This window comes from Rhizobium sp. BT04, assembly GCF_030053135.1.
In the GTDB taxonomy this organism is placed as follows: domain Bacteria; phylum Pseudomonadota; class Alphaproteobacteria; order Rhizobiales; family Rhizobiaceae; genus Rhizobium; species Rhizobium binxianense.
Genome location: NZ_CP125652.1, coordinates 639,770 through 652,697, shown reverse-complemented (window position 1 = coordinate 652,697; position 12,928 = coordinate 639,770). Strand labels below are relative to the sequence as shown.

Annotated in this window: 13 protein-coding genes and 1 pseudogene; 6 read left to right on the top strand and 8 right to left on the bottom strand. The window is 61.6% G+C overall.

All coding sequences use genetic code 11. The features are described from left to right. Nucleotides 1–17: 17 nt before the first annotated feature. The 5 genes from QMO82_RS11770 to QMO82_RS11750 all read right to left on the bottom strand — a co-directional run bounded on the left by QMO82_RS11770 (nucleotide 18) and on the right by QMO82_RS11750 (nucleotide 4,434). A complete protein-coding gene (locus QMO82_RS11770) occupies nucleotides 18–851 on the bottom strand; it encodes a carbohydrate ABC transporter permease (protein ID WP_183607332.1) in 834 nt (277 codons plus the stop codon). Continuing rightward, a complete protein-coding gene (locus tag QMO82_RS11765; protein ID WP_183607702.1) occupies nucleotides 848–1,771 on the bottom strand; it encodes a carbohydrate ABC transporter permease in 924 nt (307 codons plus the stop codon). Before QMO82_RS11765 ends, QMO82_RS11770 begins: the two co-directional genes overlap by 4 nt. Further along, the gene (locus tag QMO82_RS11760) at nucleotides 1,764–2,993 is read right to left on the bottom strand and encodes an ABC transporter ATP-binding protein (RefSeq protein ID WP_183607333.1); all 1,230 of its coding nucleotides are present in this window, start codon (nucleotides 2,991–2,993) and stop codon (nucleotides 1,764–1,766) included. The genes QMO82_RS11765 and QMO82_RS11760 overlap by 8 nt, the downstream gene beginning before the upstream one ends. Continuing rightward, on the bottom strand, nucleotides 2,990–3,820 hold the full coding sequence (locus QMO82_RS11755; RefSeq protein ID WP_183607334.1) for a metallophosphoesterase: 831 nt from the start codon (nucleotides 3,818–3,820) through the stop codon (nucleotides 2,990–2,992). Before QMO82_RS11755 ends, QMO82_RS11760 begins: the two co-directional genes overlap by 4 nt. A 218-nt stretch (nucleotides 3,821–4,038) precedes the next feature. Continuing rightward, nucleotides 4,039–4,434: a hypothetical protein gene (locus QMO82_RS11750; protein WP_183607335.1), complete on the bottom strand. Its 396-nt coding sequence runs from the start codon at nucleotides 4,432–4,434 to the stop codon at nucleotides 4,039–4,041. 187 nt (nucleotides 4,435–4,621) lie between these two features. Between QMO82_RS11750 and QMO82_RS11745 the strand changes: the two genes are divergently transcribed. Beyond that, on the top strand, nucleotides 4,622–4,810 hold the full coding sequence (locus QMO82_RS11745) for a hypothetical protein (RefSeq protein ID WP_183607336.1): 189 nt from the start codon (nucleotides 4,622–4,624) through the stop codon (nucleotides 4,808–4,810). Between the two features lie 16 nt (nucleotides 4,811–4,826). On the opposite strand, the pseudogene QMO82_RS33815 reads toward QMO82_RS11745, so the two are convergent. After that, nucleotides 4,827–5,526 (bottom strand): annotated as a pseudogene (locus QMO82_RS33815) (alpha amylase C-terminal domain-containing protein); the annotation flags it as partial. A gap of 243 nt (nucleotides 5,527–5,769) precedes the next feature. Here QMO82_RS33815 and QMO82_RS11730 point away from each other — a divergent pair. The 5 genes from QMO82_RS11730 to QMO82_RS11710 all read left to right on the top strand — a co-directional run bounded on the left by QMO82_RS11730 (nucleotide 5,770) and on the right by QMO82_RS11710 (nucleotide 10,645). Next, a complete protein-coding gene (locus QMO82_RS11730; protein WP_183607337.1) occupies nucleotides 5,770–7,890 on the top strand; it encodes a calcium-binding protein in 2,121 nt (706 codons plus the stop codon). Between the two features lie 117 nt (nucleotides 7,891–8,007). Beyond that, nucleotides 8,008–8,310 carry a hypothetical protein gene (locus QMO82_RS11725; protein WP_183607338.1) on the top strand — a complete coding sequence of 101 codons (303 nt, stop codon included), beginning with the start codon at nucleotides 8,008–8,010 and terminating at the stop codon, nucleotides 8,308–8,310. 41 nt (nucleotides 8,311–8,351) lie between these two features. Further along, nucleotides 8,352–8,858, top strand: a complete 507-nt coding sequence (locus QMO82_RS11720) for a helix-turn-helix domain-containing protein (protein ID WP_183607339.1) — start codon at nucleotides 8,352–8,354, stop codon at nucleotides 8,856–8,858. Nucleotides 8,859–8,870: 12 nt separating this feature from the next. Further along, nucleotides 8,871–10,136: a beta-ketoacyl-ACP synthase II gene (gene fabF / locus QMO82_RS11715; protein WP_183607340.1), complete on the top strand. Its 1,266-nt coding sequence runs from the start codon at nucleotides 8,871–8,873 to the stop codon at nucleotides 10,134–10,136. A gap of 80 nt (nucleotides 10,137–10,216) precedes the next feature. Next, nucleotides 10,217–10,645 (top strand): DUF4864 domain-containing protein, encoded by a 429-nt coding sequence (locus QMO82_RS11710; protein ID WP_097619750.1) that lies wholly within the window; start codon nucleotides 10,217–10,219, stop codon nucleotides 10,643–10,645. Nucleotides 10,646–10,696: 51 nt separating this feature from the next. On the opposite strand, the gene tgt is transcribed toward QMO82_RS11710, so the two are convergent. Both tgt and queA read right to left on the bottom strand, forming a co-directional pair. After that, nucleotides 10,697–11,827, bottom strand: a complete 1,131-nt coding sequence (gene tgt, locus QMO82_RS11705) for a tRNA guanosine(34) transglycosylase Tgt (protein WP_183607341.1) — start codon at nucleotides 11,825–11,827, stop codon at nucleotides 10,697–10,699. After that, nucleotides 11,824–12,909 carry a tRNA preQ1(34) S-adenosylmethionine ribosyltransferase-isomerase QueA gene (gene queA, locus QMO82_RS11700; RefSeq protein ID WP_183607342.1) on the bottom strand — a complete coding sequence of 362 codons (1,086 nt, stop codon included), beginning with the start codon at nucleotides 12,907–12,909 and terminating at the stop codon, nucleotides 11,824–11,826. Before queA ends, tgt begins: the two co-directional genes overlap by 4 nt. Nucleotides 12,910–12,928 lie beyond the last annotated feature (19 nt).

Sequence of the window (12,928 nt, the reverse complement as noted above, 5' to 3'; positions counted from 1 at the left end):
TCCTGGGTTGAAACCGGTCAGCCTTTGAGACCGGTCATGGTGATGCCCTCGACGAACCGCTTCTGCGCAAGCAGGAAGGCGATGACGAGGGGAAGGGTAATGATGAGGGTTGCCGCCATCAGCGCGCCGTAGTCGTCGCCGGCCTCGGCGGCGCGGAAATACATCAGGCCGAGCGGCGGCGTGGCGTAGTCCTGCTTGCTGATGACGATCAGCGGCCAGTAGAGATCGTTCCAATGCGCGACGACCGAAAAGATGGCAAAGGCGGTGACCGCCGGCCAGGCATTCGGCACGATGACGCGGGCGACGATGCCGAGTTCCGACATGCCATCGAGACGCGCGGCATGGATGAGGTCATCAGGCATGGCGCGGAAGAACTGCAGGAACATGAAGATCGCGAAGACCGAAATGGTGAAGGGCGCGACAAGGGCGGCATAGCTGTTGAGCAGCGTAGCGCGGTCGAAGGCGACATAAAGCGGCAGTGCGGTCGCATGGATCGGCACCAGCAGACCGAGCATGACAAGCACCATCATGGCGCGGGCGGCACCGAAGCGCAGCTTCGCCATGGCGTAGGCACAAGGGATCGCCACCAGCACCTGGAAGAAGAAGATCAACCCGCAGACGACGACGCCATTCCACAAGAGCTGCGCCATCGGCACCCGGCTCAAGGCCTTGGTGAAATTCTCGACATAGGTCAGGTGCGCTGGGATGAGCGACAGCGACGAGGTGAAGATGTCGCTTTGGGCCTTGCCGGCCGTCGAGATCATGAAGACGTAGGGCGACAGGAGGATCATCGCGCCGAGGGAAAGCAAGGTGAGACGGATGATCCTGCCGAGGGAAAAAGCGTTCGTCATGTGTAATGCACCCGGCGATCGAGAACGCGGTACTGCAGGAACATCAGCACCACCAGGATCAGCAGAAAGACCACCGTCATCGCCGAGGCATAACCGACGCGCAGATAGACGAAGCCCTCCTGGTAGATCGTGAAGAGCAGCACTTCCGATGCCTTGTTCGGGCCGCCCTCGGTCAGCGTCTTCACAGTCTCGAAGACCTTGACTGAATTGGTGATGCTGATGGTGATGACGAATAGCGTTGTCGGCCCGAGCATCGGCCAGGTCACCAGCAGGAAGCGGTCGAGAGAGGACCTGGCGCCGTCCACTTCGGCGGCGGCGTAAAGCTCGCGCGGGATCGCGGTCAGTCCGGCGAGGAACAGCACCATGTTGAATCCGGCCGATTGCCAGACGCCGATGATCGACAGGCTGTAAAGCACCGTGCCGGAGCTGCCGAGCCAGTTCGGACCGGGAAGACCGACAAGGGCCAGCAGCGCATTGATCGGGCCGATTGTCGGGTGGAACATATATTGCCAGACTGTCGCCATGGCGACGATCAGCGAGGCGACCGGCAGGAAATAGGCGGTGCGGAAGAAGCTGCGCGCTTTGGTCTCACTTTCGATCAGCATGGCGATGCCAAGGCCGAGAAGAATCGAGATTGGAGCGACGATTGCCGTATAGACCGTCGTATTCCACAGCGACTTGCGGAATGTGCGGTCGGTGATCAGATGCGTGTAATTCTCGAATCCGACGAAACGAAACTTGCCGTAGCCGAGTTCGAAGTCGGTAAAGCCGAGTACGACGACAGCCGCGACCGGCAACAACACGAAAAGAAAAAGCAGGATCATCGCCGGCAGCACCAGCATCCAGGCGATACGGGCTTCGCCGCGGCGATGGGCAATGGCAGAATTGTCCAGGATGGCCATCGAGGTGACGCTAGCCATCATGCGCCCTCTCCCGCTGGGAATCGCCGGTAGCGGGACTGGTACCGGCAGAGCTGAGCACGGCATCAGCAGCGCTGAGCCCGGCATCACCTGTTGCAACGCTGCCCGCCAGCCGGCTGCCGTCCTCGGCAAAGATCAGCGTGCGCCCGGGCGACAAGCGAAGCCCGACGGCATCGCCGGCCGCAAGGCCTGCGGCCTCGGACGGCTGAACCTTGGCGATGATGGTCTCGCCTATCGCCTCGAGCCGGCAATAGAGGATGACTTCGGAGCCCAGGAATTCGACGCGTTCGATCCGGGCGGCAAGGCCGTCATGCCGGTTCTTGGACAGAAAGACGAATTCGGGGCGAATGGCGAGCGTGACCGGCATCTTTCTGTCGGGCGCATTTTCAAGCATCAGCCGCAGGCCGCCGCAGAGGATGACGCCGCCTTCGGCAAAGGCCGGAAGCAGGTTGATACGCGGCTGGCCGATAAAGCGGGCGACCTCGATGTGGGCCGGATCGTCGTAGATGAGCTCAGGACTGGCGATCTGCAGCAATCGTCCGCCCAGCATCACGGCGACGCGGTCGGCCATCGACAGCGCTTCCGCCTGGTCATGGGTGACATAGAGTGTCGGCACGCCGGCGCGGCGATGCAGGTCGACGATTTCGCCGCGGGCGTGGACGCGCAGATTGGCGTCGAGGTTGGAGAGCGGCTCGTCCATCAGGAAGATGCTCGGCTGGCGCACCATGGCGCGGGCAAGCGCCACACGCTGGCGCTGGCCGCCCGACATCTGGCCGGGCTTGCGGTCAAGCAGGTGATCGATCTTCAGCGATGTCGCCATCTCCCTGACGTCGCGGGCGATCGCCGTGCGGATAGCGCGCTGGCCCGGCATCAACGATCCCAAGAAAGGCAGCCGCTGCATCCTCGAAAGCCGGCGCATCGCCAAGGGCACGGCGATATTCTGCGACGCCGTCAGATGCGGATAGAGCGCGTAGGACTGAAAGACCATGGCAATGTTGCGGTCGGCAGCCGCGACACCGGACATGTCCAGCCCACCGATCAGGATTTCGCCTTGGTCGGTGTGGTCGAGGCCGGCAAGGACGCGCAGCAGCGTGCTCTTGCCGCAGCCGGAAGGGCCAACCAGCGCGATGAATTCGCCGGCGGCGACATCCAGGCTGACGCCATCGAGGATCTGGTTGCCGCCGAAGGCCTTGGTGATGCCGCGAAGCGAAAGCGCGCTCATTCGCCAGCCTCGCGCGGCTTGACCGCCTGGGGATAGACCTCGAGCACGACATCATCCAGCACATGTGCGGTCATGCCGGGAACGGCGACGATCTCGCTTTCGACCGATTTATCGAACTCGTGAACGACGGCGCCGATCAGGCGCTCGCCCGGCATCTCGCGCTCCATCTTATCGATGATGAAGGCAGCCGACGGGCCCCAGGTCAGCTGGGTATTGTCGAAACGACCTTGCCAGGCCCAGTGAAGGTGGCCGCTGGCAAAAAGCGCCACGTCATGGGCCGATATCAGATCATAAAGCCGCCGGCGCTGCGCCGGGCGAACGCTCCAATAGCCGGTATCGCCTTCATCGGGCGCATCGACGAACAGAGGCTTATGCGCGAAGAGCGCCACACGCCGCCCCGCCCTGTCTTCGAACGCCTTGGCGAGCCATTCGAACTGGGCCTCTTCCTCGTCATCCTCATGGCCGAGAAGCAGCGAATTCAAGCCGATGAAGCGCCAGCCGGCCGCGTCCTCCAGCCAGCGATCGTCACCGGCAAGGCTGCGCCAGCGGGCCAGCCGTTCGGCGTTGACGGGCTGGTTGGTTTCCCTGAAGTGACCGACATCGTGATTGCCGGGGACGATCAGCATCGGGATCGACACCTGGCGCATCAGATCCATCGAGAAGGTGATATCTTCGTCCTTGTCGGCGCCGTCGACGGTGAGATCACCGGTATGGATGATCAGATCGGCGCCGGTCTCTTCGATCCAGCTCAGAAGCGGCGCCCAGTTGCCGTTGAAATGCGGTTTGTTCGGGCTGAAATGCGTGTCGGTAATCTGAATGATTTTCATGCCTGAATCATTTTCATGGGGTGCGCGTCTCCGAGACCTGGAAGCGCGTCATGGACGCTCCCTTCCCGGGCCCTCTCTAGACGGCTCCCATGTCAATCAGACATCCGCGGTTTTCAGCTGTTTCTCAGTTTTGACATCAATCTGTCATGCAAGAAAAAGCCGCCCGCGGGAACCGGGGCAGCTTTTCGCCTGCATTTGGAATTGAGACTGCGGTGAAATCAATGCCGTGGCGTGTTGGCGGGAATGGACGATACCGTTGCCGAGACAGGGTCGCTTGCCGGAAACGAGTCCTCAAGGCCTTCGTTCAGTTCTTCCTCCAGCGTTTCGCGATCATGGGCCGAACGCGCGCTCGGCTGGCCGATCAAACCCTTGCTGCCTTCGTCGAAATTGCCGTTGCTCAAGGCATCGTAACGGTTGATGCTGCCGTCGGCTTCATGGCCGGAAAAGGCGGTCAGATGGACCATCATGACCTTGGCGTGGTCGACCGCTGTGGAATCGTCGAGTTCGCCATGGGCGTTGTCGATCTTGACGGAAATCGATTCGCCCCCTTCGCCCAGGAATTCGACGGTGAAGATGTCACCGGTCCGTGTCACCCGAGTATCGATCAACTGCATGGGAACCTCCTGTGTTCATGCACATCAACGGCGATCAAGATCCGGAGTTCCATGGGCCAGTCATTTCAACGTCAGGCGATGATCGGTTTTCGCCGGCGATTATGGTTAATTTATTAATAATTCAGGGTTTACAAATGGAACCAAGCGGCCTTTCCGAGTGTTGGTGGTGCGCCGCGGAGGAACCCCTATGCTGCTGAAAATCCTTGCCCCGAAGATCGACGTCGATTGCCATGATACCGGCACTTATCCCGATGGGATGTTTGCCGAAAACCGGATCGACCTTTCCAGCCGCCGCGACGGCCCCCGCCGCTCGCCGCACGAGCGCGATTACGGCGCCGACAGGAAACTGGACAAGCTGCCGCTTGGCTTCGCCTGACCGCACCCGCCTCCCGCTATTGCCTGCGAAAGACCAGCACGCCTGACGCCGGCAGACGACATTGAGCGCTCCTGCCGTGGCTCTGATCTTGTCGCCGCGATTGCCGATGTTCCAGCCGCCATATTTGCGTGCGTCGGTATTGAAGATCTCCTGCCACAGGTCATTTCCCAGGCGTTCGCTGTGCAACCAGTAGCCGTCATCGAAGGGAGCATCGTTCAGTGATCCCACCACGAGGAAATCCTCGCTGTTGTTCCATCGATGAAAGGCGATGACCCGATTTTAGTCATGCACCAAGGGGATGGCGATGTTGCGGGAGCGAATGGCTGCCTCTCCGACGCTGACGGCGATGAGATCGCGATAACAGGTGATCATCCCTGCCCCGTTGCCGTCAGCTTCGCCGAGGATACTCTCCCGGTTCTCCAGGAAATCATTGTAGCGACACGGTTTCTGAGCGCCGATTTCCTTGCCCATGAAAAACATCGGCGTTCCGGCCGACAGCAGCGTCATCGCCGCCGCGAACCTGGATCTTGCATCGGCCTGGCCCTGGTCTCGCCGACAACCGGCGCGAAATTGACCGCGATGACTGACGTTCGCGCCGATCCCTCGCGATTGCCGCAGTCGTCGTGCGATTGATTGTAGACCATCTTGGATCGCGCACTTGTCTGCAAGGCGCCGGCAAGTGACGACATGGTCAGCGCCCGCCCATCCCCGAAACCGCCAGGCCGATCCACCTCGATCCCCCAGCGAAAATTGGCGCCGGGGCATGATCGGCCGGCCGATCGTAAAAATGCAAGCACAGATTTCATAATTAATACGGCCCGAAACAGACCACATTCGGAACAATATATCATGGTTAACGGGGCGCGCTGCACAGCCATCCTCGTGTATTAAATCGAATTGGCTGAACAAATGGGGATCCATTCCCATCGCCATTCCCTCGCAAACCGGGAGAAAAGCTTATGGCTCAAGCCCTTAGAATAAATGATATTATCCGTTCTTTTGGCATTGATACGCACATCGACTACACCGACGGAAAATATTCCAATGTCGGAGAAGTCGTTAAGGCGCTCGATTATCTTGGCCTCGATACGGTTCGCGATCACGCTCCCAACTCTGCTTCCGACCCCAACGGACAAACCCATCTCGGCAATGCAGCCGACGCTGGCGTGCAATTCGTCTTCAGCGCCCAACGGGAGGTCGACCCCGCCACCGTGGCCCAGCGGCTGCATGCTTTCGTCGAAGCCCATCCCGGCTCGGTCGTCGGCATTGAAGGCCCGAACGAAGTCAACAACTGGCCAGTCAGCTATCACGGCCTGAGCGGCCAGGCCGCAGCACTCGCCTATCAGAAGGACCTGTCTGCCGCCGTCAACGCCGATCCCTTGCTGAAGGATATCCCGGTCCTCGGCTTCACAGGATATACGGTCGCTTCCGCTTCCGACTACACGACCATCCATACCTATGCGAAAGATGGCGACCAGCCATATTCATGGCTCTCCCGAGAATCCGGCGTTCAGCGCGCTGCCGATCCGGGCAAGCCGCTTGCGATCACCGAGACCGGTTACCATACCTCGCTCACCGCCGACACCAATGGCGGCTGGGAAGGCGTCAACGAAGCGGCGCAGGCAAAACTCCTGCTCAATACGCTGATGGACGGCGCGGCACTCGGATCGAAACAAACCTTCCTCTACGAGCTGCTCGACGCCTATTCCGATCCGCAAGGCACCAATCAGGAAAAGCATTTCGGTCTTTTTCACCTCGACTATTCGGCCAAGCCGGCGGCAACGGCGATCCACAACCTGACCGAAATCCTTGCGGACGACGGCGCTCAGAAGGCAAGCTTCAGCGCCGGAACCCTCAACTATTCGATCGACGGCTTGCCGTCCTCGGCCCGCAGCCTGCTTACGGAAAAATCGGATGGAAGCTACCAGATCATCATCTGGAACGAGCCCGATATCTGGAACCAGTCCACCGACACGGCGATTCAGGCCGCGACGACAGGCGTCAAAGTCAATCTCGGGACCTCGTTCGGTTCTGTTAAGGTCTTCGATCCCTTGACCGGGTCGACCGCGATCAAAAGCCTCAGCAATGTCTCGTCCCTGACAGTTGAGCTCGTCGACCATCCCGTTATCATCGAGGTCGCAGGCAGCGGCGGCACGCCGCCGGCAACCGGTCATGTCTATGGCGGCGCGGGCAACGACACATTCACCGTAACCAACCCCACGCAAATCGTCGACGAAAGCAAGGGCGGCGGGACGGATACCGTCATGTCATCGATCAGCTTCAGCCTTAAGGACACCGCGCATGCGATCGGAAACATCGAGAACCTGACACTGACCGGCGCCACCAATATCAATGGCACGGGAAATGCGCTGGCCAATGTTCTCGTCGGCAATTCCGGCAATAATATCCTTGATGGCAGCACCGGCGCCGACCGCATGTCGGGGCATGCCGGCAATGATACCTATGTGATCGATAATACGGGCGATTTTGCCGATGAAACGGGGGCATCCGGCAGGGACACTGTCAAGGCTTCGACCTCCTTCAGCCTCGCCGATTTGCAGCGCACAGCCGGAACGATCGAGAATCTGACCTTGACCGGAACGGCCAATCTCAGCGCTACGGGCAACAACACCGCCAACGTTCTCACAGGCAACGACGGAAGCAACACGATCAATGGCGGCAAAGGCGCCGACCAGCTGACCGGCGGGCTCGGCAACGACAAACTGATCGGGAAAGCCGGTGCGGACATTCTGACTGGCGGCGGCGGCGCAGATTCCTTCGTCTTCGACGTGAAGCCCGACAATCTCAGCGTCGACAAGATCCGGGATTTCTCTTCTGCTGCGGGCGACAAGCTGTTGTTCGACCATACGATTTTCGCCGCACTCAGCCTATCCAAATTTTCGGATGAGAATTTCGTTCTGGGAACGAAAGCGCTCGAGGCCGATGATAGGCTGATCTACGATCAGACCGGCGGCACTCTCTCCTTTGACGCGGATGGAAGTGCCGCGGGCAGCGCAGTCCATGTCGCCGACCTCGACAAGTCTCCCGCACTTCACTTCAGCGATTTCCAGCTTCTCTGATCGGGATAGCGGCCGTTCCGGCCGCTTCCACCAGCTGCGTTCCCGCGCCCCTCTTGCCGCCGCAGATATCCGCCACATTCTTCCGTTGATGCCACTCGAGCAGCAGCGGAGAAGCCTTTGCCCTGGATCGCCTATATAGCCCATTTCATCGCCGCAGCCTTTCTGACGAACGGCATCCCGCATTTCGTCAACGGCGTCAGCGGCCGGCCGTTCCGCATCCCTTTTGCGCCGCGGGCAAAGCTCGGCTCGCCGACAGCCAATGTCGTCTGGGGCTGGGTGAATTTCCTCATCGCCTTCCTGCTGTTTGCCAATATCGGGCCGCTCTATATCGGCACGCCGGGTGATACGATCTTCGTCGCCGCCGGCATGTTGGTCACCGGCATGGTCCTTGCTCGGATTTTCGAGGGTGGGTCCCGATAGTAACTTGCATGATGATAGTTACTACTATAGTGACATCAGCCATGCAGCGAACAAGCTTCAGTCAATTCAAATGCCCGGCGGCACGCGCCCTCGACAGCGTCGGCGACTGGTGGAGCATCCTGATTCTGCGCGACGCCTTCCAGGGGCTGTCGCGCTTCGACGACTTCCAGAAGAGCCTCGGCGTGGCGCCGAATATCCTGACGCGGCGGTTGAAACATCTGACGGATGAAGGGCTGTTCGAACGGCGTCTCTACCATCAGCGCCCTGCCCGCTACGAATATGTGCTGACAGACAAGGGCCGCGATTTCTTTCCGGTGCTGATGACGCTGTTTTCCTGGGGAAGCCGGCATATTCCGGAAGAGGACCTCGCCTTCCTCTTGGGCGATGCCGCTTCGGGCAAAGAGCGCGAGACAACGCTTGTGGATGCGCGGACCGGCGAAGAAGTGACACCCGAAAATACCAGCCTGCTGGCAGGCCCTGCAGCCGACGACGAGGTGCACGAGCGGATCGCCCGGATGCGCGCCTGGTATCTCGGCATCGACGCCTAAAAGGAGAATAGAATGGACCGCATTGTTGTCACCGGCATGGGACTTGTCTCGCCACTCGGCACCGGCGTCGAGCCGGCCTGGAAACATCTTCTCGACGGCGCTTCCGGTCTGAGGGTGCTGACTGATGATGTCGTCGGTGAGCTCTCGGCCAAGGTCGGCGGCATCGTTCCAGGCATCGCCGAGGACGCGCAAGCCGGCTTCGATCCCGACCGTTACATCCCGCCCAAGGACCAGAAGAAAATGGACCGTTTCATCCAGTTCGCCATGGCGGCGACGGAAGAAGCGGTCAGGCAGGCCGGCTGGATGCCGACCGACGAGGGCGAGCGCGAGCGCACCGCGACGATCATCGCCTCAGGGGTCGGCGGCTTTCCGGCCATCGCCGAAGCGGTGCGGATCGGCGAAACGCGCGGCGTGCGACGGCTGTCGCCCTTCACCGTGCCCTCCTTCCTCGTCAATCTCGCGGCCGGCCAGGTCAGCATCCGCTACGGCTTCAAGGGGCCGCTCGGAGCGCCGGTAACGGCCTGTGCGGCCAGCGTCCAGGCGATCGGCGATGCGGCGCGGCTGATCCGCTCCGGCGAAGCCGATGTGGCGATCTGCGGCGGCGCCGAGGCCTGCATCGACAAGGTGAGCCTCGGCGGCTTTGCGGCTGCGCGTGCCCTTTCCACCGGTTTCAACGAGACGCCGGAGCTTGCCTCCCGGCCTTTTGACACGGCGCGCGACGGTTTCGTCATGGGCGAAGGCGCCGGCATCCTGGTCATTGAAACACTCGAACACGCGCTTGCCCGTGGCGCCACGCCGCTTGCCGAACTCGTCGGCTACGGCACGGCGGCGGATGCCTATCATATGACCTCGGGCCCCGAAGACGGCGATGGCGCCCGCAGGGCGATGGACGCCGCACTCCGGCAGGCCAAGATCCCCGCCTCCGAGGTCAAACACCTGAACGCCCATGCAACCTCGACACCGGTCGGCGACAGGGGTGAGATCGCGGCGATCGGCACGGTCTTCGGCCGCAATGGCGGCATTGCCGTCAGCGCGACGAAATCGGCGACCGGCCATCTGCTCGGGGCGGCCGGCGGGCTGGAGGCGATCTTCACCATCCTGGCGCTGCGTGACCAGATCGCGCCGCCGACCCGCAATCTGGATGAGGTCGATCCCTTCGCCCAAGGCATCGATATCGTCGGCAAGACGGCGCGGCCGCTCACCATGGACTATGCGATCACCAACGGTTTCGGCTTCGGCGGAGTGAATGCCAGCGCCCTCTTCCGCCGCTGGTCGTAAAGTCTGCTTTTCTTGCGCTGAAATTCGCTTACACTTCCGCTCTATCGGGGCTCGCTCCCGACGGAGCCGGAGATCAATCCATGCGCGCCTTTCTCGCAGTTCTCATTCTGTGTGCCGCGTCCGCCTTCTCTCCTCTCTCGGCCCGTGCCGAAGATCCGATCGACACGACGCGAACGATGATCGAGGAACAGATCAAGGCCTTCCTCAAGGACGACGCCGAGACCGCCTACTCCTTCGCCGCCCCCGGCATCAAGGCGATGTATCCCGACAAGAACCTGTTCTTCGCCATGGTGAAGAAGAGCTACGAACCGGTCTATCATCCCGGCAACTACGCCTTCGGCCGCAGCCGCTCGATCGACAACGGTGCGCTGATCTATCACGAGGTGCTGATCTCGGGCCGCGACGGCAAGGACTGGACGGCGATCTACCAGATCACCCGCCAGCCGGATGGCAGCTACCGGATCAACGGCGTGCAGATCATGCCGGATGCGGACAGCAAGGGCATCTGATCCCGATCTGATCAAACACCTCGCTGGATCGATCAAACCTTGTTTGATTGGTCAAACCGGTTGGAGATCGCCCCTCGCCCATTCCTCCTGCGTTTCCGCCATGAAATCGGCGAAGCGGCCTTCGGCGATCGCCTTGCGGATGCCCTGCATCAGTTCCTGGTAATAGGCGAGATTGTTCCAGGAGAGCAGCATGCCGCCGAGCGCTTCGTTGGAGCGGACGAGATGGTGCAGATAGGCACGCGAATAATCGCGTGAGGCCGGGCAATTCGACTGTTCGTCGAGCGGGCGCATATCCTCGGCATGGCGGGCATTGCGGATGTTGACCTTGCCGCGGCGGGTAAAGGCCAGGCCGTGGCGACCGGAGCGGGTCGGCATGACGCAGTCGAACATGTCGATGCCGCGGGCAACCGATTTCAGGATATCATCCGGCGTGCCGACACCCATGAGGTAACGCGGCTTTTCCAGAGGCAGCACAGGCAGCGTCGTTTCCAGCATCTGCAGCATGACGTCCTGCGGCTCGCCGACGGCAAGCCCGCCGATCGCATAACCCTTTAGGTCGAGCTGGCTCAGCGCCTCGGCCGAACGGATGCGCAGCGCCGGGATGTCGCCGCCCTGGACAATGCCGAACATCGCCTTGCCAGGCTGCTCGCCGAAGGCGACCCTGCAGCGCTCGGCCCAGCGCAGCGACATTTCCATGGCGCGCTCGATCTCCTTCGGCTCAGCCGGCAGCGCCACGCATTCGTCGAGCTGCATCTGGATATCGGAGCCGAGCAGGCCCTGGATTTCGATGGAGCGCTCCGGCGACATATGGTGCAGGCTGCCGTCGACATGCGACTTGAAGGTGACGCCCTGCTCGTCGAGCTTGCGCAGGCCGGAGAGCGACATGACCTGGAAGCCGCCGGAATCCGTCAGGATCGGATGCTCCCAACGGATTAGCTTATGCAGGCCGCCGAGACGGGCGACGCGCTCCGCCGTCGGGCGTAGCATCAGATGATAGGTATTGCCGAGGATGATGTCGGCGCCGGTTTCGCGCACTTGGTCGAGATACATGGCCTTGACAGTGCCGACGGTGCCGACCGGCATGAAGGCCGGGGTGCGAATCTCGCCGCGCGGCATCGAGATTTTGCCGAGGCGAGCGCCGGCATCGGTCTTGTCAAGCGTGAATTGGAAGTTCTCTGTCATTTGTCTTTCCGGAAAAGAAGGCTCGCGTCGCCGTAAGAGTAGAAGCGGTAGCCTGTCGAAATGGCGTGTTTATAGGCCGCCTGCATGGCCTCGAAGCCTGAAAAGGCTGAGACCAGCATGAAGAGCGTCGAGCGCGGCAGGTGGAAATTGGTCATCAGAATGTCGACCGCCTTGAAGCGGTAACCGGGCGTGATGAAGATACCGGTGGCACCGGCCCAAGGCTTGATCTCTCCGCTCTCCTCGGCTGCACTCTCGATCAGCCGCAACGAGGTGGTGCCGACGCAGACGATGCGCCCGCCCTTTGCCTTGACGGCGTTCAGCCGTGCCGCCGTCGCAGCGCTGACGGTGCCGCTTTCCAGATGCATGCGGTGATCGGCGGTATCGTCGGCCTTCACAGGCAGGAAGGTGCCGGCACCGACATGCAGTGTGACGAAATGGCGTTCAATGCCCGCCTTGTCGAGCGCCTCGAACAGCGCAGGCGTAAAATGCAGGCCGGCGGTGGGCGCGGCGACGGCGCCCTCCTCGCGGGCATAGATCGTCTGGTAATCGGCGCGGTCGCGTTCGTCCTCGCGGCGCTTGGCGGCGATATAGGGCGGCAGCGGAATATGGCCGACGGCGGCGATCGCCTCGTCGAGCGCCGGGCCTGAGAGATCAAACATCAGCGTCACCTCGCCGGCCTCGCCCTTTTCCTCGACGGTGGCATCGAGCGAGCCGAGGAAGCAGCTTTCGCCGGAATGGCCGAAGGCGATGCGATCACCCTGCTTGATGCGTTTGCCGGGCTTGGCAAACGCCTTCCAGCGGCTGGGGCCGACGCGCATGTGCAGCGTTGCCGACACTTGCTGGCCGCCGGCGCCGTCGCGATGACGGATGCCCTCGAGCTGGGCCGGGATGACCTTGGTATCATTGAAGACCAGTGCGTCGCCCGCCCGCAGGAAGGACGGCAGGTCGCCGACGCTGTGATCCGAAAGGCTGGTTGCAGCATTGGGATCGACGACGAGCAGGCGCGCACTGTCGCGCGGCTCGGCGGGCCGCAGCGCGATGCGTTCATCGGGCAGATCGAAATCGAAAAGGTCTACGCGCATAAGGGCACTTTCAAAGCGA